The organism is Streptomyces sp. NPDC093109 (assembly GCF_040701725.1).
GTDB lineage: Bacteria > Actinomycetota > Actinomycetes > Streptomycetales > Streptomycetaceae > Streptomyces.
Genome location: NZ_JBFBEZ010000027.1, coordinates 36,677 through 58,829 on the forward strand (window position 1 = coordinate 36,677; position 22,153 = coordinate 58,829).

General features: G+C 69.6%; 20 protein-coding genes and 1 other RNA gene. 14 read left to right on the forward strand and 7 right to left on the reverse strand.

Features of this window, described 5'->3' with window-relative positions; all coding sequences use genetic code 11:
* Window positions 1-96: 96 nt before the first annotated feature.
* From AB0389_RS24615 to AB0389_RS24630, 4 genes are all read left to right on the forward strand, one after another.
* Window positions 97-1,860, forward strand: a complete 1,764-nt coding sequence (locus AB0389_RS24615; protein WP_366397641.1) for a serine/threonine-protein kinase — start codon at window positions 97-99, stop codon at window positions 1,858-1,860.
* 145 nt (window positions 1,861-2,005) lie between these two features.
* Complete coding sequence (locus tag AB0389_RS24620; protein ID WP_366397642.1) at window positions 2,006-3,247, forward strand: serine/threonine-protein kinase; 1,242 nt, start codon at window positions 2,006-2,008, stop codon at window positions 3,245-3,247.
* A 231-nt stretch (window positions 3,248-3,478) separates the two neighbouring features.
* Window positions 3,479-4,585, forward strand: coding sequence for a peptide chain release factor 2 (prfB, locus tag AB0389_RS24625; protein ID WP_366397643.1), 1,107 nt, complete (start codon window positions 3,479-3,481; stop codon window positions 4,583-4,585).
* Window positions 4,586-4,867: 282 nt separating this feature from the next.
* Window positions 4,868-5,740, forward strand: a complete 873-nt coding sequence (locus AB0389_RS24630) for a hypothetical protein (protein ID WP_366397644.1) — start codon at window positions 4,868-4,870, stop codon at window positions 5,738-5,740.
* A gap of 117 nt (window positions 5,741-5,857) precedes the next feature.
* Here AB0389_RS24630 and AB0389_RS24635 read toward each other — a convergent pair whose 3' ends face one another.
* Window positions 5,858-6,052 carry a hypothetical protein gene (locus AB0389_RS24635; RefSeq protein WP_114659500.1) on the reverse strand — a complete coding sequence of 65 codons (195 nt, stop codon included), beginning with the start codon at window positions 6,050-6,052 and terminating at the stop codon, window positions 5,858-5,860.
* A 283-nt stretch (window positions 6,053-6,335) separates the two neighbouring features.
* Here AB0389_RS24635 and ftsE point away from each other — a divergent pair, with 283 nt between their 5' ends.
* The 10 genes from ftsE to AB0389_RS24685 all read left to right on the forward strand — a co-directional run bounded on the left by ftsE (window position 6,336) and on the right by AB0389_RS24685 (window position 15,787).
* Window positions 6,336-7,025, forward strand: a complete 690-nt coding sequence (gene ftsE, locus AB0389_RS24640) for a cell division ATP-binding protein FtsE (protein ID WP_366397645.1) — start codon at window positions 6,336-6,338, stop codon at window positions 7,023-7,025.
* Window positions 7,026-7,082: 57 nt separating this feature from the next.
* Window positions 7,083-8,000: a permease-like cell division protein FtsX gene (gene ftsX / locus AB0389_RS24645; RefSeq protein WP_366397646.1), complete on the forward strand. Its 918-nt coding sequence runs from the start codon at window positions 7,083-7,085 to the stop codon at window positions 7,998-8,000.
* A gap of 67 nt (window positions 8,001-8,067) precedes the next feature.
* Window positions 8,068-9,309: a S41 family peptidase gene (locus AB0389_RS24650; RefSeq protein WP_366397647.1), complete on the forward strand. Its 1,242-nt coding sequence runs from the start codon at window positions 8,068-8,070 to the stop codon at window positions 9,307-9,309.
* 58 nt (window positions 9,310-9,367) lie between these two features.
* Complete coding sequence (gene smpB, locus AB0389_RS24655) at window positions 9,368-9,847, forward strand: SsrA-binding protein SmpB (RefSeq protein WP_366397648.1); 480 nt, start codon at window positions 9,368-9,370, stop codon at window positions 9,845-9,847.
* A 106-nt stretch (window positions 9,848-9,953) separates the two neighbouring features.
* Window positions 9,954-10,340, forward strand: a transfer-messenger RNA (tmRNA) gene (gene ssrA / locus AB0389_RS24660).
* A gap of 342 nt (window positions 10,341-10,682) precedes the next feature.
* Entirely contained in the window at window positions 10,683-11,357 is a 675-nt protein-coding gene (locus tag AB0389_RS24665; RefSeq protein WP_366397649.1) for a hypothetical protein, read from the forward strand.
* Window positions 11,358-13,535, forward strand: coding sequence for a glycosyltransferase (locus AB0389_RS24670; protein ID WP_366397650.1), 2,178 nt, complete (start codon window positions 11,358-11,360; stop codon window positions 13,533-13,535).
* Window positions 13,532-14,815, forward strand: a complete 1,284-nt coding sequence (locus tag AB0389_RS24675; protein WP_366397651.1) for an acyltransferase — start codon at window positions 13,532-13,534, stop codon at window positions 14,813-14,815. The genes AB0389_RS24670 and AB0389_RS24675 overlap by 4 nt, the downstream gene beginning before the upstream one ends.
* A gap of 65 nt (window positions 14,816-14,880) precedes the next feature.
* A complete protein-coding gene (locus AB0389_RS24680; protein WP_366397652.1) occupies window positions 14,881-15,366 on the forward strand; it encodes a helix-turn-helix transcriptional regulator in 486 nt (161 codons plus the stop codon).
* Window positions 15,367-15,376: 10 nt separating this feature from the next.
* Entirely contained in the window at window positions 15,377-15,787 is a 411-nt protein-coding gene (locus tag AB0389_RS24685; protein WP_366397653.1) for a VOC family protein, read from the forward strand.
* Between the two features lie 226 nt (window positions 15,788-16,013).
* On the opposite strand, the gene AB0389_RS24690 is transcribed toward AB0389_RS24685, so the two are convergent.
* Genes AB0389_RS24690 through AB0389_RS24715 form a run of 6 tightly spaced genes read right to left on the reverse strand, consistent with a single transcriptional unit; the run spans window position 16,014 to window position 22,064 of the window.
* Window positions 16,014-16,763: a hypothetical protein gene (locus AB0389_RS24690; RefSeq protein ID WP_366397654.1), complete on the reverse strand. Its 750-nt coding sequence runs from the start codon at window positions 16,761-16,763 to the stop codon at window positions 16,014-16,016.
* A 33-nt stretch (window positions 16,764-16,796) separates the two neighbouring features.
* Complete coding sequence (locus tag AB0389_RS24695) at window positions 16,797-17,627, reverse strand: nucleotidyltransferase domain-containing protein (protein WP_366397655.1); 831 nt, start codon at window positions 17,625-17,627, stop codon at window positions 16,797-16,799.
* A gap of 27 nt (window positions 17,628-17,654) precedes the next feature.
* Window positions 17,655-19,004 (reverse strand): alpha-L-fucosidase, encoded by a 1,350-nt coding sequence (locus tag AB0389_RS24700; protein ID WP_366397656.1) that lies wholly within the window; start codon window positions 19,002-19,004, stop codon window positions 17,655-17,657.
* 41 nt (window positions 19,005-19,045) lie between these two features.
* The gene (locus tag AB0389_RS24705) at window positions 19,046-19,900 is read right to left on the reverse strand and encodes a carbohydrate ABC transporter permease (protein ID WP_366397657.1); all 855 of its coding nucleotides are present in this window, start codon (window positions 19,898-19,900) and stop codon (window positions 19,046-19,048) included.
* Entirely contained in the window at window positions 19,893-20,828 is a 936-nt protein-coding gene (locus tag AB0389_RS24710; protein ID WP_366397658.1) for a sugar ABC transporter permease, read from the reverse strand. The genes AB0389_RS24705 and AB0389_RS24710 overlap by 8 nt, the downstream gene beginning before the upstream one ends.
* Window positions 20,829-20,840: 12 nt before the next feature.
* The gene (locus AB0389_RS24715) at window positions 20,841-22,064 is read right to left on the reverse strand and encodes a sugar ABC transporter substrate-binding protein (protein ID WP_366397659.1); all 1,224 of its coding nucleotides are present in this window, start codon (window positions 22,062-22,064) and stop codon (window positions 20,841-20,843) included.
* Window positions 22,065-22,153 lie beyond the last annotated feature (89 nt).

Sequence of the window (22,153 nt, forward strand, 5' to 3'; positions counted from 1 at the left end):
CATCCCACTCGGGGACCCGTCCGGCCGGTCTACAGTGGGTCGGACCCCGGCGGGGCCGGGACGAGTGACGACCACGAACAGCAGGGAGCGCATGGAGTGCGGCCCGTAGGCAGCAAATATCTGCTCGATGAGCCCATCGGACGCGGCGCCACCGGCACCGTGTGGCGCGCTCGTCAGCGGGAGACCGCAGGGGCCGAGGCGGCCGTGGCGGGCCAGCCCGGCGAGACCGTCGCGATCAAGGTCCTCAAGGAGGAGCTGGCGCACGATCCGGACGTGGTGATGCGCTTCCTGCGCGAGCGCTCCGTACTGCTCAGGCTCACCCACCCCAATATCGTCCGCACCCGCGACCTGGTGGTCGAGGGCGATCTCCTCGCGCTCGTCATGGACCTGGTCGAGGGCCCCGATCTGCACCGCTATCTGCGGGAGAACGGCCCGTTCAGCCCGGTCGCGGCGGCCCTGGTGACCGCCCAGATCGCCGACGCGCTCAGCGCGAGCCACCACGACGGTGTCGTCCACCGGGACCTCAAGCCCGCCAACGTCCTGCTGAAGAGCGACGGCGACCAGCTGCACCCGATGCTCACCGACTTCGGCATCGCGCGCCTCGCCGACTCACCGGGCCTGACCCGCGCGCACGAGTTCGTCGGCACCCCGGCCTATGTCGCGCCGGAGTCCGCCGAGGGCCGCCCGCAGACCTCCGCCGTCGACATCTACGGCGCGGGCATCCTGCTGTACGAACTGGTCACCGGGCAGCCGCCGTTCGCCGGCGCGACCGCGCTCGAAGTGCTCCAGCGCCACCTCAGCGAGGAGCCGCGCCGCCCCGGCAACGTGCCGGAACCGCTGTGGACGGTCATCAAGCGCTGCCTGCGCAAGGAGCCCGGCCAGCGGCCCAGCGCCCGGAGCCTCGCGCACGCCCTGCGGGTCGTCGCGGACGGGATCGGCGCGCACGCCACCCCCGACCGGATCAGCGCCGCGCTCGGTGTCGGCGCGCTCCTCGCCCCTGACCCGGCGCCCGCGCCGGTCCCCGGAGCCGAGGGCGCCGGTGCCGCCGCCGACCCGACCCAGGTCCTGCCGAGCAACGCGGGTTCCTACGACCCCAACGCGGCGACCAGCTTCCTGCCGACCACCGGGCCCAACGCGGCGACCAGCGTGCTGCCGACGGGCGCGGTGCCCGGCGGCGCCGAACCGACCGCGATGATGCCGCCCGTACCGCAGTCCGAGCCCGACGGCCCGCACCCCTGGCAGGGCCAGTTGCAGGCCGCGCGCGACCGCAACGAGCAGACGCAGGTGCAGTACCTCGACCCGAGCGAGGACCCGCTGCTGCGCCGCCGCCCGCAGCGGCAGCCCCAGCAGCCGCCGCAGGCCCCGTACCCGCAGCAGGGACAGCAGCACGGCCAGCAGTACGGGCAGCAGCAGGGCCAGCAGCAGGGCCAGCAGCAGGGCCAGCAGCAGTACGGTCCGCCGCCCGGGCAGCAGCAGCCCCAGCGACCGCAGCGCCGGCCGCAGCGGCCCCCGCAACAGCAGCAGCCACCGCAGCAACAGCAGCAGCGGTACGCGCCACAGCCCCCGCCGCCTCCGCAGCAGCAGGAGCCCCCGCGTCCGGCCCCCCGCCCGCAGCGCGAACCCCGCCCCCCGCGCGAGCCGCGTCAGCGCAGCGCCAACCCGATGAAGATCCCCGGGCTCGGCTGCCTCAAGGGCTGCCTGTTCATGGTGATCCTGCTCTTCGTCGGCGGCTGGCTCCTGTGGACGCTGACCCCGCTGCCCGAGTGGGTCGGCAGCACCCAGAACTTCTTCTCCGCCATCGGCGACGCGATCTCGAAGGTGTCGGAGTGGACGTCGCGCGTCAGCGATTTCAGCGGCTGATTCGGCAGCCGCGGCACTCCGGGAACAGAAGCCCCGGAGTGCCGCATATCGCCCGCCGCAGTGAGGGCTCGGCGTGAACAGGGGCACGGAGCACCCCGATTCCCGCGTACTTTGAGGGGCAACGCCAGCCGCTGAGGGAGCAGTCTTGGCACGGAATATCGGCAGCCGGTACACCGCCCATCAGATCCTGGGGCGGGGCAGCGCGGGCACGGTGTGGCTCGGCGAGGGCCCCGAGGGGGCCGTCGCCATCAAACTCCTGCGCGAGGACCTCGCGTCCGACCAGGAGCTGGTCGGACGCTTCGTCCAGGAGCGCACCGCCCTGCTCGGGCTCGACCACCCCCGGGTGGTAGCCGTCCATGACCTCGTGGTGGACGGCAACGACCTGGCGCTCGTCATGGAGCTGGTCAGGGGCACCGACCTGCGCACCCGGCTGGACCGCGAGCGCCGGCTCGCCCCCGAGGCGGCGGTCGCCATAGTGGCCGACGTCGCCGACGGACTCGCCGCAGCGCACGCCGCCGGAGTCGTCCACCGGGACGTCAAGCCGGAGAACATCCTGCTCGACATGGAGGGCCCGCTCGGTCCTGGCGGCGCACACCCCGCGCTGCTCACCGACTTCGGCGTCGCCAAGCTGATCGACACCCCCCGGCGCACCAAGGCGTCCAAGATCATCGGTACGCCGGACTATCTGGCCCCCGAGATCGTCGAGGGCCTCCCGCCGCGCGCAGCCGTCGACATCTACGCGCTGGCCACCGTCCTGTACGAGCTGCTCGCCGGCTTCACGCCGTTCGGCGGCGGCCACCCCGGCGCCGTCCTGCGCCGGCATGTCACCGAGACCGTCGTCCCGCTGCCCGGCATCCCCGACGAGCTGTGGCAGCTCCTCGTCCAGTGCCTGGCGAAGGCCCCCGCCTCCCGGCTGCGCGCCTCGGAGCTGGCGGACCGGCTGCGCGAGCAGCTGCCGACGCTGGCCGGCATACCCCCGCTGGACGTGGACGAACCGGAGGGCGAGCCCACCCAGCAGTCCTACGACGAGCAGGAGCCGGGATCCGCCGCCGGGACGGAGCCGCGCCGCCGGGGCGCGGTCCCGCTCGTGCCCGGCGCCGCCCCCGACTCCAACCGCGACACCCACACGAGCATGCGCGTCCCGGCCCCCGACGAACTGGCGGGCGGCGCCCGCGGCACCGCCCGCGCCCCCCGCTCGGCGGGGCAGCGCCGGCCGGGCTCGGCCCGCCACAAGGCGGAGACGGTCCGCAAGCGCCGGATCACGCTGGGCGCGGCGGCGGTCCTGCTGCTCGCGGCCGTCGGGGTGGGCGGCTGGCTGGCCACGAGCGGCAACGGCACGGACGGGGCGCCGGGCGACTCGAAGCAGACGATGTCCCCGGTCCCGTAGCGACGTACGGACGTGACCCGTACGTGGCGGTGGCCCGTACAGCCGTGACCGGTACGACCATGACCCCGTACGACCATGACCCCGTACGACCATGACCCCGTACGACCATGACCCCGTACGACCGTGGCCCGTATGCCGTGCCCGTACGAGCGGGGCGAGCCCCGATGGGGCCCGGTCGCGGGAATCACCGGCGGGGGTGGGGTTCGCGCGGCCAGCCGTTAGGCTGGGTGCGTGGCAGTCGTCGATGTATCCGAAGAGCTGAAGTCCCTCTCCTCGACCATGGGGTCGATCGAGGCCGTCCTGGACCTCGACAAACTGAGGGCAGACATCGCCGTACTGGAGGAGCAGGCAGCGGTGCCGTCCCTCTGGGACGACCCTGAGGCGGCGCAGAAGATCACCAGCAAGCTCTCCCACCTCCAGGCCGAGGTCCGCAAGACGGAGGCGCTCCGCGGCCGTATCGACGACCTCGAAGTCCTCTTCGAACTGGCCGAGGCCGAGGACGACGCCGACACCCGCGCCGAGGCCGAGGCCGAGCTGACGTCCGTGCGCAAGGCGCTCGACGAGATGGAGGTCCGTACCCTCCTGTCCGGCGAGTACGACGAGCGCGAGGCGCTGGTCAACATCCGCGCCGAGGCGGGCGGGGTCGACGCCGCCGACTTCGCCGAGCAGCTCCAGCGCATGTATCTGCGCTGGGCCGAGCGGAACGGTTACGGCACCGAGGTGTACGAGACGTCCTACGCGGAAGAGGCCGGCATCAAGTCGACCACCTTCGCCGTCAAGGCGCCGTACGCGTACGGCACGCTCTCCGTGGAGCAGGGCACCCACCGCCTGGTCCGTATCTCGCCCTTCGACAACCAGGGCCGCCGCCAGACCTCCTTCGCGGGCGTCGAGGTGCTCCCGGTCGTCGAGTCCAGCGACCACGTCGAGATCGACGAGACCGAGCTGCGCGTGGACGTCTACCGCGCCTCGGGCCCCGGCGGCCAGGGCGTCAACACGACCGACTCCGCGGTGCGCATCACGCACATCCCGACCGGCATCGTGGTCTCCTGCCAGAACGAGCGCTCCCAGATCCAGAACAAGGCGAGCGCCATGAACGTCCTCCAGGCGAAGCTGCTCGAACGCCGCCGCCAGGAGGAGCAGGCCGTGATGGACGCGCTCAAGGGCGACGGCGGCAACTCGTGGGGCAACCAGATGCGTTCATACGTTCTTCACCCTTACCAGATGGTTAAGGACCTGCGTACGGACTTCGAAGTGGGTAATCCCCAGGCGGTACTTGACGGCGAGATCGACGGCTTTCTGGAAGCCGGAATTCGCTGGCGCAAGCAGCAGGAACGCTAAATTCGCGCTTTGTCGACAAACATAGCGAGGGAACTGCCGCTCAGGGAGCGGCAGTTCCCTTTTTATGTCACAGTTGCAACCCCGCAGGTCGGACAAGTAAGCCGTTATCGGTCATCGCGCCCGCAACGACCTTGACGCGTATCTGGAAAACCGGAACTCTGACGTTTGGCATGCGAATTACCGGGTCGTGTGTGACCGGGGGCGGAGTGGTACGGACCCCCCAGCGGCCACGGGCCCGGACGCTGCACCACTGACGAATGACCTACTGGGGGTAGCAACCAGATGACAAAGAAGACGCGGATGCGCGTGGCGCGTGTGGCGGCCGGCGCGGTGATCGCCGCGGGTGCTTCGCTGACCATCGCGGGCATCGCTCAGGCCGCCGGCACGGGCGTGTCTGTCAGCGCCGACTCGTCGGTGATCGGTGGCCTGACGGACGAGGACGACGGCGGCACGACCGCCGGCGGTGACCCGGGTGGCGTCGACGGTGGCGCCGACGCCGGAGCGACAGAGGGCACGACGGCGGGTACCGATGCCGGTACCTCGGCGGGTACGGACGCCGGTACGTCGGCGGGTACGGACGCGGGTACCTCCGCCGGTACCGACGCTGGTACCTCGGCCGGTACGGACGCCGGTACGTCGGCGGGTACCGATGCCGGTACCTCGGCCGGTACGGACGCTGGTACCTCGGCCGGTACCGATGCCGGTACGTCGGCGGGTACGGATGCCGGTACCTCCGCCGGTACCGATGCCGGTACCTCGGCCGGTACGGACGCCGGTACGTCGGCGGGTACCGATGCCGGTACCTCCGCCGGGACCGATGCCGGTACCTCGGCGGGCACGGACGCCGGTACGTCGGCCGGTACCGACGCCGGTACGACCGAGGGCAGCGCCAGCAACGGCTCCACCAGCAACGGCACCACCAGCGGCTCGTCCTCGACGACCGGCGGTTCGGCTGCCACGACCGGTGGCAACGGCGCCGGTACCGACAGCGTCGGCTCGCAGCCGGTGCAGCAGGGTGAGGTGAAGGAGGAGCTGGCGGAGACCGGCGCCGCCGAGACCTCGTTCCTGCTCATCGGTGCCGCGACGATGATCGCGGGTGGCATCGGCTTCCGGATGCTGCCGCGTCTGGTCGCGGGTGGCCGCACGGCCGTCTGAGCCGTAGGCCGTACGTCACACCACGTGCCCGCACGGGTACGCAAGCAGAAGTAAGGGCCCGGACCGCTGGATCAGCGGTCCGGGCCCTTACGTTTCTCGTCGTGGGTGTGTCGCGGCTCACGCGGGCTGGTGCGTCGCGACCAGCGCCACCGCCGCCACCAGCAGCACGAGCAGGGTCAGCAGCGCCACCGGGCTCAGGCCGCCCAGGGGGCCCTGCTGCTGGAGACGCTCCCTGTGGGCGCGGCACACGCGGCACCTGCCCTCCGCCACCGGTCCCGCGCAGTTGGCGCACACCAATCGGTCGTAGGTCATGCGCATTCCTCCTCACCGCGCGGCGGAGCCGCTTACGTGTCACTCCGCTCAACGCTCGGGGGAACACGACCGTTCCCCTCCTCCACTGTGCCAGTTCTTGGCCGTTTCGGCGCGATCGGCCGGAATCCGATGGCCGGGTACCACTGGCGGCCCGTCCGTATCCGTGATAAATCGCCCATGCGCGGGCCCGCGCGCCTCTCCAACCCCGGACGCGGACTGCGCGCGCCGGTCGGGTTCGCGTAAGGTCTCGCTCACCTACTCCCGGCCGACCGTGGTGCATCCCGTGATTCGATTCGACAGCGTCACCAAGACCTACCCGAAGCAGAACCGCCCCGCCCTGCGTGATGTCTCCCTCGAAATCGAGAAGGGGGAGTTCGTCTTCCTGGTCGGCTCGTCCGGTTCCGGCAAGTCGACCTTCCTGAGACTGCTCCTCCGCGAAGAGCGCACCACGCACGGCATGGTGCACGTTCTCGGCAAGGACCTCGCGCGGCTGTCCAACTGGAAAGTGCCGCAGATGCGCCGCCAGCTCGGCACGGTCTTCCAGGACTTCCGCCTGCTGCCCAACAAGACCGTCGCGCAGAACGTCGCGTTCGCGCAGGAGGTCATCGGCAAGCCGCGCGGTGAGACCCGCAAGGCCGTCCCCCAGGTCCTCGACCTGGTCGGTCTCGGCGGCAAGGAAGACCGTATGCCCGGCGAGCTGTCCGGCGGTGAGCAGCAGCGCGTCGCGATCGCGCGGGCGTTCGTCAACCGCCCGATGCTGCTGATCGCGGACGAGCCGACCGGCAACCTCGACCCGCAGACCTCCGTGGGCATCATGAAGCTGCTGGACCGTATCAACCGCACCGGTACCACGGTCGTGATGGCGACCCACGACCAGAACATCGTCGACCAGATGCGCAAGCGCGTGATCGAGCTGGAAAAGGGCCGTCTGGTACGTGACCAGGCACGCGGCGTCTACGGCTACCAGCACTGACCACCAGCGGCACCCAGCAGCATCTGCGCACCGAGTATCGAAAGCTGAAAGGACGCCATGCGCGCCCAGTTCGTCCTGTCGGAGATCGGCGTCGGTCTTCGCCGGAACCTCACGATGACTTTCGCGGTCGTCGTCTCCGTAGCCCTCTCGCTCGCTCTGTTCGGCGGCGCGCTGCTCATGAGCGAGCAGGTCAGCGTGATGAAGGACTACTGGTACGACAAGGTCAACGTCTCCATCTTCCTCTGCAACAAGAACGACGCGGCCACCGCGCCCAAGTGCGTCAAGGGCGCCGTGACCGGTCAGCAGCGGGATCAGATCAAGGCCGACCTGACCAAGATGGACATCGTGCAGAGCGTCCATTACGAGACCTCCGACGAGGCGTTCAAGCACTACAAGGAGCGGTACGGCGACAGCCCCATCGCCGCCACCATCACCCCGGACCAGATGCCGGAGTCGTTCCGCGTCAAGCTCAAGGACCCGGAGAAGTACCAGGTCGTGGCGACGGCCTTCGCCGGCCGGGACGGTGTGCAGTCCGTCCAGGACCAGCGGGACATTCTCCAGAACCTCTTCGATCTGATGAGCGGAATGAGAATCGCCGCGCTCGGCGTGATGGCGCTGATGCTGGTCATCGCGTTGATGCTGATCGTCAACACCGTGCGTGTATCGGCGTTCAGCAGACGGCGCGAGACCGGGATCATGCGGCTCGTCGGCGCGTCCAGCTTCTATATCCAGATGCCGTTCATCATGGAGGCCGCGTTCGCCGGGCTGATCGGTGGTGTCGTCGCGTGCACGATGCTGCTCTTCGGGCGTTACTTCCTGATCGACCACGGACTTGCCCTGGCCGACAAGATGGCGCTCGTCAACTTCATCGGCTGGGACGCGGTGCTCGCCAAGTTGCCGCTGGTGCTCGCGATCGGCCTTCTGATGCCCGCCGTCGCCGCTTTTATAGCTCTGCGTAAGTACCTTCGCGTGTGATCTGTATCCCTGGCGTGGACTCGACAAGCACCGTTCCGGCGGCGTCCGTTGTCCTAGACTCGGCGCCATGCCGGGACCGGATCCGTACCGAAAGCCCCGGGGTGTGGGCCGCGGGGCGGCCCTGACCCTGGTGTTCGCGAGCGTGCTCGCCACGGCCGCGGCCACCAACTCGCTGCCGCACAGCGAGGACGAGAAGCCGCGGCCCGCCGTGCGTCCTGCGGCGGCGACGGCGGACCGCGACGAGGTCGCCCGCGCCGCCGCGCAGGCCATGGCCGACGGCAAGTCGGCCACGGAGGCGGCCGAGGAGGTCGTCAGCCGCAGCGGGGACCGCTGGGGCGCGGTCTACGACAAGCGGGAGTACGAGGAGTTCCAGCAGGCCCTCGACGGCGAGTACACCGGCGTGGGGCTCTGGGCCCGGCGCGCGGCGGGCGGCCGGATAGAGGTCACCCGCGTCCACCCGGGCGGCCCCGCGGCACGGGCCGGTATCGGCCCCGGCGACCTGATCAGGACCATTGACGGTACGGCCGTGGCGAAGCGGCCCGTGACGGAGGTCATGGCGCTGCTGCGGGGCGACAAGGCGCGCAGGGCGAGCAAGGCCGGCGCGTCGGCCGGAACGGGCGGCGCGGACCGTACGGACGCCGCTTCCGGCGCGTCCTCGGCCGTCGGCACCCGCGTCGTCCTCGGCCTGGAGCGTGACGATCACCGCTGGACGGAGAGCCTGCGCCGCGCCCGGCTCTCCACCGAGTCCGTCACCGTCGACGCGATAGAGGGCGGCGCGCGGCGGATCAAGGTCAGCTCGTTCACCAAGGGCTCGGGCGAGCGCGTACGCGGCGCAGTCCTGGCCGCCCCGCACGGCGCCGGCGTCCTGCTGGACCTGAGGGGCAACGCGGGCGGGCTGGTCACCGAGGCCGTCACCGCCGCCTCCGCCTTCCTCGACGGCGGTCTCGTCGCGACGTACGACGTACGGGGCGAGCAGCGGGCCCTCTACGCCGAGCAGGGCGGCGAGACGGACCGGCCGCTGGTGGTGCTGGTCGACGGCGGCACGATGAGCGCCGCCGAGCTGCTCACCGGCGCGCTCCAGGACCGCGGCCGGGCCGTCACGGTGGGCTCGCGGACCTTCGGCAAGGGATCGGTCCAGATGCCGAGCACCCTCCCGGACGGCTCCGTCGCCGAGCTGACCGTCGGCCACTACCGCACCCCGGCGGGACACAGCGTGGACGACCGGGGCGTCACCCCGGATCTGCTGGCGAACAAGAACGCCGAGGACCGGGCCAGGACCGTACTGAGCGGACTGGGGAGCACGGAGTAGGACCGGGCGGGCCGCGCGGGGTAAAAGAGTTGCGCCGGGGTGCGAAAATGGCGGGACTATGGCTAAGGAAACTGGGCGCAAACTGATCGCGCAGAACAAGAAGGCGCGGCACGACTACCTCGTTCTCGACACTTATGAGTGCGGTCTCGTGCTGACGGGTACGGAAGTGAAGTCACTGCGCCAGGGGCGGGCCTCCCTGGTGGACGGCTTCGTACAGATCGACGGCCACGAGGCGTGGCTGCACAACGTCCATGTGCCCGAGTACAGCCAGGGAACGTGGACCAACCACACCGCCCGGCGTAAGCGGAAGCTGCTGATGCACCGCGCCGAGATCGACAAGCTGGAGTCGAAGGCGCAGGAGTCGGGCCACACGATCGTGCCGCTGGCCCTGTACTTCAAGGACGGCCGCGCCAAGATCGAGATCGCGCTGGCGAAGGGCAAGAAGGAGTACGACAAGCGCCAGACGCTCCGCGAGAAGCAGGACCGGCGCGAGACGGACCGCGCGATCTCGGCGGTCAAGCGCCGGCAGCGCGCCTGACGCGGGTTAATGGCTGGCACGGTGGTGCGTCGGTCACGTAGGATGGGTCCCGTACCGCACATCGGGTACACGCTCATGTGAATGAGCACTTTTGAAAAAAACACATGGGGATGATCGGTTTCGACAGCGGATGTCGAAGCAGGGGAAGCGAGTCGAGGAAGCGGCAATGATCTCGTAAACCATATGTCGCAAACAATAATCGCCACTTCCAAGCGCGATTCCTCCGCCTTCGCCCTCGCTGCCTAATTAGCAGCTAGCGAAGACTCTGCGGAGTGTCAGCCCGGGGCTGTTCCCGACCCGGTTCCTGGCATCACTTAGGGAACTAAACCTCTGAGCCCGGTCACGGGACACAGAGGGAAATCAAACAGTGACTGAGCCCGTCGGAGACTTGTCCGTGTGATCTCCGGGGCCGAGAAAATCGTAGCGGACTGCACTCGGAGAAGCCCTGGTTCCGCACCGTTGGACGCGGGTTCGATTCCCGCCATCTCCACAATTCCCATGTTTTTGATCAAAAAGGACGAAGGCCTCGCTGCTCCGGCAGCGGGGCCTTCGTCGTGTCTCCAGCGCTTCCGCTTCCATATCAGTGTCATCACATCGATGCACGGCAACACGGGAAACGGAACTTGATCGCCTGCGGCGTGGGCTACATTCGTTGCGCGGGTGCGGTGTGGTAGGGGGGCGTCCGGTTCGGGTGGGGACTCGACCGGCGGTGGACCAACCAGCTGCAATATGCCCAAATCGTTCAGTCGTGGGGGATGTGCCTACAGCAGTGGATAATTGGCGAAAAGATGCCTCACATGGGCATATATATGAGCCGAATGACGTCACCGTCGAGTTGGACGGGCTCGGGCGTCAGCTCTCCGAACTCCCCCCGGGCACCAGACCCGCGGAGGAGACGGCGGCTCTGCCGGCCATAGCGGTCGACGGCCCCGAGGCGGCCGACGGGCCGGTGTTCGTCGATGAGAGCGGGCGGCGGAGCAAGAAGCTCCGGAGAGCCGGCTGGGTCGTCGCCATCGCGTGCGCCTGCTACGCCATGACCGTGGTCGCCGCGCTCGTCGGAGGCGACTCCAACGCCCCCTGGCTTCCAATACCCGGCGCGGACAAGAAGAACGCCGACACCGTCAAGGTGCGCCCCGAAGCCTCCAAGAGCGCCACCGCCCCCGCCGACCCGGTCGTGCCCTCGGCCGAGGTGACGGCCACGGACCCGGGAGCGGTGGTCGTGCCCCAGCCGTCGGGCACCGCCGTGGTGGGCGTCGCGGGTCAGCCCGTACCGCAGTCGTCGAACCCCGCGACGCGGCCCACGTCCTCCGCCGACACGGAGACGCAGCCCAGCACGGACCCGGCGCCCGACCCCGATGTGAGCGTGCCCACCGACCCCGGCGGCGGTGTGCCCACGACATCCGCGCCGGTCGTCGAGCCGGACGCCTCGCCCGTGGAGCCGACCACCTCGGAAGAGCCCCCGCCCGGGTCCGACAGTGACAAGGCCCTGGCCGTGAAAGGTGCGCGCTAGATGGCTTCCCCCGGAAAGCGGGCCCGTGCGCGCAAGCGCCCGCGCGGCGGCCGGCGCAGACTGCCCATGCGCTATCTGCTGCCCTCGCTCATCCTTGTCGCGCTGCTCGCCATGCTCATGCTGCGCGGCTACGTACACAGCGAGATCCTCGCCGACCACCGGGTCCGTGACCCCGCGTCCAACGAGAAGGTGCCCGGACACATCCGCGGCGGCGGTCCCGTCATCGACGCGCGCGGCACCGGCGAAGCCAAGTCGATCGACATCCCCGACCGGCAGCTCGTCCTGACCTTCGACGACGGGCCCGACCCCGAGTGGACCCCCAAGGTCCTCGACAAGCTCAAGCAGCACAACGCCCACGCCGTCTTCTTCGTCACCGGCACCATGGCCTCCCGCTACCCCGAGCTGGTGAAGCGGATGGTCGACGAGGGCCACGAGATCGGCCTGCACACCTTCAACCACCCCGATCTCTCCTTCCAGACCAAGTCCCGGATCGACTGGGAGCTGTCGCAGAACCAGCTCGCCCTCGCGGGCGCCGCCGGTATCCGCTCCTCGCTCTTCCGGCCGCCGTACTCCTCCTTCGCGTCCGCGATGGACGACAAGTCCTGGCCCGTCGCCGAGTACATCGGCAGCCTCGGCTATGTCACCGTCCTCGACTCCACCGACAGTGAGGACTGGAAGCGCCCCGGCGTCGACGCCATCCTCAAGCGCGCCACCCCCAAGGGCGTCAAGGGTTCGATCGTGCTGATGCACGACTCCGGCGGCGACCGCTCGCAGACCGTCGAGGCCCTCGACCGCTTCCTGCCCGACATGAAGAAGCGCGGCTTCCGCTTCAGCAACCTCACCGAGGCCCTCGGCGCCCCCAGCGCCCACACCCAGGTCACCGGCGTCGACCTCTGGAAGGGCAAGGCCTGGGTCGCCGCCGTCGCCCTCTCCGGCAATGTCACCGCGATCCTGGTCGTCGGGCTCTCCATCATCGGCTCCCTGGTCATCGCCCGGTTCGGCCTGATGCTGCTGCTCTCCTTCGCCCACGCGCGCAAGGTCCGCCGCCGCGACTTCAGCTGGGGCGCGCCCGTCACCGAGCCCGTCACCGTGCTGGTGCCCGCGTACAACGAACGCGAGTGCATCGCCAATACGGTCAACTCCCTGACGGCGAGCGAGCATCCGATCGAGATCATCGTCATCGACGACGGCTCCACCGACGGCACCGCGGACATCGTCGAGGCGCTCTGGCTGGACAACGTCCATGTCGTACGCCAGCCCAACTCCGGCAAACCCGCCGCCCTCAACAACGGCATCGCGCACGCCAGTCACGAGATCGTCGTGATGATGGACGGCGACACCGTCTTCGAACCGTCCACCGTGGGCGAGCTCGTCCAGCCCTTCGGCGATCCGCGCGTCGGCGCGGTCGCCGGCAACGCCAAGGTCGGCAACCGCGACACCCTCATCGGGGCCTGGCAGCACATCGAGTACGTGATGGGCTTCAACCTCGACCGCCGTATGTACGACATGCTCGGCTGCATGCCCACCATCCCCGGCGCGGTGGGCGCCTTCCGGCGGAGCGCGCTGGAGCGCGTCGGCGGGATGAGCGAGGACACCCTCGCCGAGGACACCGACATCACCATGGCCATGCACCGGGACGGCTGGCGCGTCGTCTACGCCGAGCGCGCCCGCGCCTGGACCGAGGCGCCCGAGTCCGTACAGCAGCTGTGGTCCCAGCGCTACCGCTGGAGCTACGGCACGATGCAGGCCATCTGGAAGCACCGCCGCGCCTTCCTGGAACGCGGTCCCTCCGGGCGCTTCGGCCGGGTCGGGCTGCCGCTGGTCTCGCTGTTCATGGTGCTGGCGCCCCTGCTGGCGCCGCTGATCGACGTGTTCCTGCTGTACGGGCTGGTCTTCGGCCCGACGGAGAAGACGATCGGGGCGTGGCTCGGGGTGCTGGCGGTGCAGGTGGTGTGCGCCGCGTACGCCTTCCGGCTGGACAAGGAACGGATGACCCATCTGATATCCCTGCCGCTCCAGCAGATCCTCTACCGGCAGCTGATGTACGTGGTGCTGCTCCAGTCGTGGATCACGGCGCTCACGGGCGGCCGGCTGCGGTGGCAGAAGCTGCGCCGTACGGGCGTGGTGGAGGCGGCGCCGGGCAGCGGTGTGGAGAAGGACCGGAGGCCGGTGGCATGAGCGGTATTGACTCCTCTTCTTCGGTCTCTTCGGTCTCTTCGGTTTCTTCTGTTCCTTCTCTGTCCGATGGTGCGGTGGACCCGTCCGCCGCGCCGGAAGCGGCGCAGAAGCCCTCCTCCTCCTCCTCCGGCGGCGGCCGGGACCGGTATCTGGACCTGCTGCGCGCTGTCGCGCTGGTCCGTGTCGTCGTCTTCCACATCTTCGGCTGGGCCTGGCTGACGATCCTCTTCCCGTCCATGGGCGTCATGTTCGCGCTGGCCGGGTCGCTGATGGCCCGGTCGCTGGCGCGGCGTACCCCCTGGAGCGTCGTACGGGGCCGGCTCCGCCGGCTGCTGCCGCCCATGTGGGCGTTCGCGGTGCTCGCGGTGCCGCTGATGTTCGTGATGGGCTGGAAGCCGGTGCGGGAGGAGGGGGTCTGGTGGTTCCTCAAGCTGGCCAACTACCTGCTGCCGCTGGGCACCCCGCCGTATCCGGAGGAGAGCGGCGACGGCAGCAGCGCGTGGCTGGACACGACCTGGGCGATGGATGTCGCCGGGCCGCTCTGGTACATCCGCGCGTATCTGTGGTTCGTCCTGCTGTCACCGCTGCTGCTGCGGGCGTTCCGCCGGCTGCCGTGGGTGACGCTGCTCTTCCCGATCGTGCTGACGGCGGTCGTCGGCAGCGAGCTGGTGACCATCCCCGGCGAGGCCGGGCAGGTCGTCATCGACTTCGCGATCTACGGCGCGTGCTGGATCCTCGGCTTCGCCCACAACGACGGCATGTTCCAGAAGGTCCCGCGCTACCTCACCGTCTCGCTGTCCTTCTTCCTGATGGCCTTCGCCCTGTGGTGGGCGTCCGGCCATCTCACCGACGAGGGCTGGAACTTCGACGAGATCCCGCTGGCCCAGGCGACCTGGTCGCTGGGCTTCTGCGCGATCCTGCTCCAGTACTCGCCGTCCTGGAAGGAGCTGCCGGGGAAGCTCGCGCAGTTCGACTCGGTGGTCACGCTCGCCAACAACCGGGCGGTGACGATCTATCTCTGGCACAACCTGATGATCATGGCGACGTACCCGCTCATCGACCAGCTCTGGAACATCCCCGGCATCGACGCGTACTCCTCGGAGCTGAACGCCTCGTACAACGTCCTGCCGCTGGTGCTGGTCTGGCCGCTGATCGGGCTGATGATCCTGGCGATGGGCTGGGTGGAGGACGTGGCGGCGAAACGGAGACCCAGGTGGTGGCCGAACGGCGCGGCGAAGCCGGCGAAGGCGGGGGGCAGGCGCGCGGCGGGGCGCCGCTGAGTCTCCTTTTGTCCTGTTCATGCAGGTAACGGGCGATGTCGGTGGGCGGTGGTAGCGTCGTTTCCATGACCCCGGAAGAGCTTGCCGATCTCGCGCACCTGCGCCGGGCGCGGGATCTGATCGACCGCGAGTACGCGCGACCGCTCGACGTGCCCGCGATGGCGCGGCACGCGCTGATGTCGCCGGCGCACTTCTCGCGGCGGTTCCGGGCGGCGTACGGGGAGACGCCGTACAGCTACCTCATGACCCGCCGGATCGAGCGGGCGATGGCGCTGCTGCGCGGGGGGACGAGCGTGACCGACGCGTGCATGGCGGTCGGCTGTACGTCGCTCGGCTCGTTCAGCTCGCGCTTCAGCGAGCTGGTGGGGGAGACGCCGAGCGCGTACCGCCGCCGGGAGCACTCGGCGGTGGTGGCGATGCCGCCGTGTGTGGCGAAGACGCAGACGCGCCCGACGCGGAGTCCGGGGAGCGCGGGGAGCACGTCGAATCCGTCGAATCGGTCGAATCCGTCGAGCAGGATCCGAGAAGCGGGCGATGCGGTCGCCGCCTAACGTGGACGGCATGAACATCGCACTCAAATACGCGCACATCACCGTGAACGACCCGGACGAGTCGCTCGGCTTCTACCGCGACGCACTCGGCCTCGAAGTCCGCAACGACGTCGCGTCCGGCGGATTCCGCTGGGTCACTCTCGGCAGCCCCACCCAGCCGGGCCTGGAAATCGTGCTCTCGCAGCCGCACGGCGGCCGTTCCCAGGCCGACGGCGACAGGCTCCAGGAGCTGGTGACCAAGGGCGCCCTGCAGAACGTCGGCTTCAGCACCGACGACCTCGACGGGCTCTTCGAGCGGGTACGGGCATCCGGCGCCGAGGTGCTCCAGGAGCCCACCGACCAGCCCTGGGGCCCGCGCGACTGCGCGTTCCGCGACCCGTCGGGCAACATGGTGCGGATCCAGCAGGTGGCCAAGGGGTAGCGCTCCGTCGTCTGCCGGTGGGTGCCGACGGCTGGAGCGGTGGCCCGAGCATCATGTATGATCATGGTGTAACTTCGGTTCACGGAAACGAAGTCGCGCGTCTGTGGTCCAAGGAAAGACGCCCACCTGCCGGTGGGAAATGTAGGTGCAAGGCCTGCCGGGCGCTCCATGTGAAAGGGGCCCTCCTCATCAGAGGAGGGCCCCTTTCCGTTGTCCGGGGTGCGGCTCAGTCCGGCCGACGGGGCGGCCACGGGTAGCCGAGTTGCCTGGCGTACGCGGCCGAGCCGCCGCACACCTCCGCCGCCGCGCGGGGATCACCGGCCGTCAGCTGCTCGGCCAGCCTGGCCACCTGGTCCGACGGGTCGTCGTCGGGGGATACGGGCAGCTCCATCCGGAACTGGAGCCAGGGGCGGTCGTCGGCCATGGCCGAGCGGTCCGGGTGGAGGAAGCGGAGGCTGACGCGCTCCCAGAATCCTTCCCCGGTCCAGGCGGAGACGCGTTGCAGTTCGCACTCCCAGCGTGCCCACCAGTCGGTACGGGCGAGGAGTTCCCGCTCAAGCAGCCGGGCCACGATACGGGCGGGCCACTCCCAGCCGCGGTCCGCCACCGCCCGTTCGACCTCGGCCCGGTACTGGACGGCGTCGAAGCGGACCTCCGGCAGGTCGACGTCGTCGGCGGGGTTGCGCCACCGGTCCCAGACGACATGGTCGCCGTCGCGCCGGATCGTCACGTAGAGGGCGCCGCAGCATCCCACGGCGCACCGCGCCTCGGCGAGCAGAACCTCGTGCGGAGCCTCCGTGGCGACCAGGGTCTCGGCGGTCGAGAGGAGGTCCCGGGGGTCCATGGCCCGCCCGTCGTCGAACGCGTGCTCGATGGTGTCCTCACCGTCGGCCAGCGGGCGTACCTCGACCCCTTCGTTACGCGCGTCGGTCGGTACGACGACGCGGATCTCGAAGTGCCGCGGTTCTGAGGTCATGGAGCCGATAGTCGGTCAGATCGCGGCGGGTTGTCATGTCCTTTCTTCCGGGCGCCCGGCACGGCTCCGCAGTGCGGCGAGTGTCTCCTCGGTCAGGGTCCGTGCCGCCGCCACCGTCGCCGTCAGTGCCTCGGCGCTCTCGCCGGGCGATCCCAGCAGGGCGTGGACGCGCGGGCCGAAACCGTTCGGCGCGGCCGGGAGAGTCGTGGCGATGGCCAGCGCGCCCTTCTCGTTGAGGCACCAGCGCCGGTCGTCGGCGTACAGGCTCTGGACCAGTACGCCGACGGCCCGGGACAGGCAGAGCGAGACGAAGAGCGTGTCCGCCCGTGCCGCGCCCTTCACGGCGGCGGCTACCAGGAACTCCGCCTCCCACGCCGCCGCCGTCAGCGCCTCGCGCAGGGGCTCGGGGTAGGCGGCGGTCAGGTGCCGGAGGGCGGTCAGTTCGCCGGCCGGGTCGGCGAGTACCTGCCCGAGTGCCACCTCGCCCGGGTAGCACGGCGACCAGAAGCCGAGCGGATGTCCCGGCTGCGTGCCCACCTCGTAGCGGCCCTCCCGGCACTCCGCCCACACCCGCTCGACCCGGTCCAGATCCCGCAGGATCCAGTCCACCGCCACGCCGTCCACCCGCAGCCACGCGCCCCCGTTCACCCAGGGCCCCCAGCCGCCGGGCCCGGCCACCTCCACCCCGGGCCCGGCCAGCGCGCGCAGCGCGGCGAGGTCGAGCGCGCCGCGGTAGTAGACGCCGAGATCCCAGTCGGATTCCGGCAGTTGCTCCCCGCGCGCCCGGCTTCCGCCGAGCATCACCCCGACGACGCCAGGGACTTCGGCCAGGCGGTGGGCCATGTTCTCGATGACGTCGCGCATACGGCGAGTCTGGCAGCGCGCGGCGGATCAGGCCGTACGAAGCGGGATGTCCACGCGCACGGGACCGGCGACGGCGTGTTCGCGGATCGTCACCACGAGTGTGCCGTCGACGACCTCGGTGCCGGCGTCCGTCGCGGAGGCCGCGGCGAAGTCCATGGCGGCGCCGTCGGCGTCCAGGGTGACGCGCGTACCCTCGGGCGCGTCGATGAAGGCGTGGGCGGTCTGCCCGGTGCGGGTCCAGCGGACCCAGTGCTCGTCGGAGGGGCGCCCGAGGCCGGTGGCGAGGGCGCGCGAGCCGAAGACGGCGTCCGCGTTCGCCCGGTTCCAGGCGCCGAGCGTTTCCACGGTGCGGCGCTGGAGCGGCGTGACCTCCCCGGAGGCCGTGAGGCCGATGTTCAGCAGCAGGTTGCCGCCGCGCGACACCACGTCCAGGAAGTGCCGGATCGCACCCTCCCCGTCCAGCGAGTTGGACTCGTCCTCGAGCCGGTTGTGCCCGAAGGAGAAGCCGACACCGCGGCAGTTCTCCCAGGCCGAGTCGCCCTCGCCGTCGCGGCCCTGCTCGTACTCGCTGGTGCGGAAGTCCCAGTGCGTCTCGCCCCAGCGGTCGTTGGCCACGCCCTCGGGCCGTGCGGCGTAGAACCGGCGGAAGAGTTCTACCAGGCTCTTCTCGCCCTCCGGCTTGCCCGCGTCGGGGTACTCGATGTCGCCCCAGAGAAGCTCCGGCCGGTACTTCTCGATGAGGTCGGCCACGTGGTCGAACGCGTAGTCCGCGTACGCCTTGTCCAGGGGGCGCAGCGTGTCGTCGATGTGGTCGACGATGGGCGGGCTCTGGGTGAAGTGCCAGTCGAGGCCGCCGGAGTAGTACACGCCGAAGCGGATGCCCCTGCGTTCGGCGGCGTCCCGGAACTCGCCGATCAGGTCGCGGCCGGGGCCGCGTCGTACGGTGTTGCGGTCGCCGGTGGCGGGCGCGTCCCACAGGGCGACACCGTCGTGGTGCTTGGTCGTGGGCACGAAGTAGCGTGCGCCGGTCGAGGCGACCAGGTCCATCACGCTGTCGGCGTCGAACGACTCGGCTTTCCAGAGATCGAGGAACGCGTCGTAGTCGGCTCCTCCGTAGACCTCCTGGTGGTGCCGCTGCGCCGGACTGCCGTCGATGCGGATGGTGTTGTAGTACCACTCCGCGTACGGGTTGTGCTGGAACCATTCCTCTTCGTCGAAGGTGCCGAGCGCACCGATGGGTTCGGCCCAGGCCGGCACGGAGTACGGGCCCCAGTGCACGAAGATGCCGAGCTTCGCGTCCTGGAACCAGGCCGGCGTGGTGCGCTCGAACCGCCGGTACTGCTCGGGTCGTTCGGGGTCGTCCTTGAACATGGCCATGGCCGGGTTGTTCCTTTCCGAGGGGGGACGGTGCTCGGGTTTCAGCGGCCTCCGAGGCCGGAGGTGACGATGCCGCGCACGAGGTAGCGCTGGAGGACGATGAGCAGAATGGTCGTCGGCAGCATGGAGATGACCGAGGCCGCCATGATGAGGTGCCACTGGGTTCCCTGCTGGCCGAAGAACTGCTGGAGGCCGAGCGGGATCGTGCCGAGGGTGGTGACGTCGTTGACGACGACCAGCGGCCACAGGAACGAGTTCCAGTACGTGATGAAGGTGAACACGGCGAGCACGGCCAGCGTGGGCCGCGCCAGCGGGAGCATGACCCGGAAGAAGGTGCCGAGTTCGCCCAGGCCGTCGATGCGGGAGGCGTCCTCCAGCTCCTGCGGGACCGTGGTGAAGAACTGCCGCAGCAGGAACGCGCCGAGCGCGGTGAACGCCCAGGGGATGATGAGCGCCTGGTAGGTGTTGATCCAGCCCAGCTCACGCATGAGGACGAACGCGGGCACGATGATGACCTCCTGCGGCAGCATCATCGTCGCGAGGAAGACCGTGAAGGTCGCGGTACGGCCGCGCCAGCGCAGCCGGGCGAACGCGTACCCGGAGAGCGCCGACACCGCGAGCGTGATGAGCGTGCCGGCGGTGGCGACGATGACGCCGTTGACGAGGTAGCGCGCGAACGGCGCGTAGGAGAAGACCTCGGCGTAGTTCCCCCATTCGAGGCTCGCGCCGAACAGGGACGGCGGCGTCGTGAAGATCTCCGAGGGCGCCTTCAGCGAGGTCCCGACCATGAAGATCAGCGGGGACATGAAGAGCAGCGCGACCAGGATGAGCAGCGTGTAGCCGACCGCGGAACGGAGGTTGCGCGGGCCGCGTCCCCGGGAGATGACGTCACTCATAGTGCACCCACTTCTTCTGCCCGAGGAACTGCACGGCCGTGATGCCGAGGATGATGACGAACAGCACCCAGGCCGCCGCGGAGGCCATTCCCAGCTTCTGGAACGTGAACCCCTGGTTGTAGATGAACTGCACGAGCGTGACGGTGGAGTCGCCCGGACCGCCGCGCGTCATGATGTACGGCTGGATGAAGACCTGGAAGGCGGTGATGAGGGTCATCGTGGTCGCGAAGAACAGCGACGGCGAGATCAGCGGGAGCTTGATCCGCCAGAACACCGTCCAGGCGTTCGCGCCGTCCAGCGCGGCGGCTTCGAGCTGGCTCTCCGGTACGGAGTCGAGCGCGGACGAGAAGACGATCATGTTGTAGCCGAAGCCCTGCCAGACGCTCATGACGACGATCGCGATCATGGCCCAGTTGGGGTCGGCGAGGAAGTCCGGCATCGTGATGCCGAAGAACGACTGCGCCGTCGCGTCGATGGCGCCGCCCGGCCGGTAGAGCATGCGCCACACGACCGCGTTGGCGACGATCGGGGTGACGGTCGGCAGGAAGAAGATGACGCGGAAGATCTGCCGGCCCCGGATCCGCGGGGAGAGCCAGGCCGCCATGCCGAGCGACACGACGAGGTTGAGCGGCACATAGAGGACGACGAAGAGAAACGTGTTGCGCAGCGCCGTACGGAACGTCGGGTCGCCGAGCAGTTCCCGGTAGTTGCCGAGGCCGATCCACGACGGGCTGCCGAGCATGGGCCAGTTGTGCAGGCTCATGAACAGGGCGATGCCGATGGGTACGAGGGTGAACAGCGCGAGCCCGAGGGCGTGGGGCGCGGCGAACCCGACGCCCCACGCTCCGGACCGGTCGCGCCGACGGCCACCGGAGTGGTCCTTCGGCGCGGCCGTGGCGCTCACCTCGCGTGCGGGGACATGTGACATGCCGGGACCCAGCTACTTTCCGAGTTGGCTGGAGATCTCCGCCAGCACGTCCTTGGCCGGCTTCTCCCCGTTCACCATCTGCGGGCCGTACTGGCTGAGCAGCTGGTTGAGCTTGTCGCCGTCGGCGCTCCCCGGCAGCGGGACGGCGCTCGCGAGCGCGCTGTCCAGGGTTTCCTTCGCCCCGTCGATGCCGGCGTTCTTGTACCAGGCGTCCTGTGCCGCCGTACGGGCGGGGAAGGCGCGGCCGTCCTTGGCGAGGGACTCCAGGGTCTTCTCCGAGGTCATCGCGGTGATCGCCTTGAAGGCTGCCGCCGGGTCCGAGCAGGTCTTGGAGATACCGAAGCCGCTGCCGGCCGAGTAGACCTTCTGGGCACCCTTGGGCGACGGCAGGGTCGTGACGCCCACGCCGAACTTGGCCTTCGCCTTGAAGTCGAGGGAGTTCCAGGGACCGCCCACCACTGTCGCGACCGTCCCGCCGATGAAGGCGTTGTCGTCGGCGGTGGCGTCGGCTCCGTCGGCCTTGGCCGCGGTGCCGTCCTTGACGAGACCGGCGATCCACTCGACGGCTTCCGCGGTCTTGGCGTTGTCGAGCGTGACCTCGCCGGAGTCATTGATCATCTGGCCGCCGTTGTAGGCGAAGACCAGTGATTCGAGGAACATGTCCTCGACGGTCGTCGCGAGCGCGACCTTCCCCTTCTTCTTCAGGGCGGTGGCCGCGGCCTGGAAGTCGTCGACGGTCCATCCCGGGGCGGGGGCGGCGACACCGGCTTCGGCGAAGGCGTCCTTGTTGTAGAAGAGGAGCAGCGGGCCGGTGTCGTAGGGGATGGCGTACTGCTTGCCGTCCACCGCGAGGGCCTTCAGCGCCCCTTCGTCGAACGCGCCGCTGTCGAATCCGGTCGACTTGACGAGGTCGTCCAGCGGCAGCAGACCGTCGGAGAACTGGTTCACGCGCAGGCTCTGCATCGTGACGATGCAGGGGGCGCCGGCCGCGCCCAACTGCGTGGATATCTTGGTCCAGTAGTCGTTGAACGGTGCGCCCTGCAGGGACACCTTCTTGCCGGATGCCTCGGCGCCCGCGTTTCCGACTCCCTCCCAGACCTTCTGGTCCTCGGACGAGCCGATCCACATGGACCAGGTGAGGGTGTCACTGCTGCCCGCGCTCTGTCCGCCGGAACAGCCCGTGAGGAGCAGAGCTCCCACAGCCGCGGCGGAGACGGCCGCAGTCCGTACTCTCATGTCATCACCTTTGATTTCATTCGGCCTGGCGGCTGGGGTACCCGGGACCAGGCACGAGCGATCTAATCATCCGATGTTTACCGTGTCAA

Bases quoted from the DNA above. Each gene is read 5' to 3' on its own strand.
- AB0389_RS24630 (WP_366397644.1), top strand. From the start codon at position 4,868: ATGACAAAGAAGACGCGGATGCGCGTGGCGCGTGTGGCGGCCGGCGCG.
- AB0389_RS24635 (WP_114659500.1), bottom strand. From the start codon at position 6,052: ATGACCTACGACCGATTGGTGTGCGCCAACTGCGCGGGACCGGTGGCG.
- ftsX (WP_366397646.1), top strand. From the start codon at position 7,083: ATGCGCGCCCAGTTCGTCCTGTCGGAGATCGGCGTCGGTCTTCGCCGG.
- AB0389_RS24650 (WP_366397647.1), top strand. From the start codon at position 8,068: ATGCCGGGACCGGATCCGTACCGAAAGCCCCGGGGTGTGGGCCGCGGG.
- smpB (WP_366397648.1), top strand. From the start codon at position 9,368: ATGGCTAAGGAAACTGGGCGCAAACTGATCGCGCAGAACAAGAAGGCG.
- AB0389_RS24670 (WP_366397650.1), top strand. From the start codon at position 11,358: ATGGCTTCCCCCGGAAAGCGGGCCCGTGCGCGCAAGCGCCCGCGCGGC.
- AB0389_RS24675 (WP_366397651.1), top strand. From the start codon at position 13,532: ATGAGCGGTATTGACTCCTCTTCTTCGGTCTCTTCGGTCTCTTCGGTT.
- AB0389_RS24680 (WP_366397652.1), top strand. From the start codon at position 14,881: ATGACCCCGGAAGAGCTTGCCGATCTCGCGCACCTGCGCCGGGCGCGG.
- AB0389_RS24685 (WP_366397653.1), top strand. From the start codon at position 15,377: ATGAACATCGCACTCAAATACGCGCACATCACCGTGAACGACCCGGAC.
- AB0389_RS24690 (WP_366397654.1), bottom strand. From the start codon at position 16,763: ATGACCTCAGAACCGCGGCACTTCGAGATCCGCGTCGTCGTACCGACC.
- AB0389_RS24695 (WP_366397655.1), bottom strand. From the start codon at position 17,627: ATGCGCGACGTCATCGAGAACATGGCCCACCGCCTGGCCGAAGTCCCT.
- AB0389_RS24700 (WP_366397656.1), bottom strand. From the start codon at position 19,004: ATGGCCATGTTCAAGGACGACCCCGAACGACCCGAGCAGTACCGGCGG.
- AB0389_RS24705 (WP_366397657.1), bottom strand. From the start codon at position 19,900: ATGAGTGACGTCATCTCCCGGGGACGCGGCCCGCGCAACCTCCGTTCC.
- AB0389_RS24710 (WP_366397658.1), bottom strand. From the start codon at position 20,828: ATGTCACATGTCCCCGCACGCGAGGTGAGCGCCACGGCCGCGCCGAAG.
- AB0389_RS24715 (WP_366397659.1), bottom strand. From the start codon at position 22,064: ATGAGAGTACGGACTGCGGCCGTCTCCGCCGCGGCTGTGGGAGCTCTG.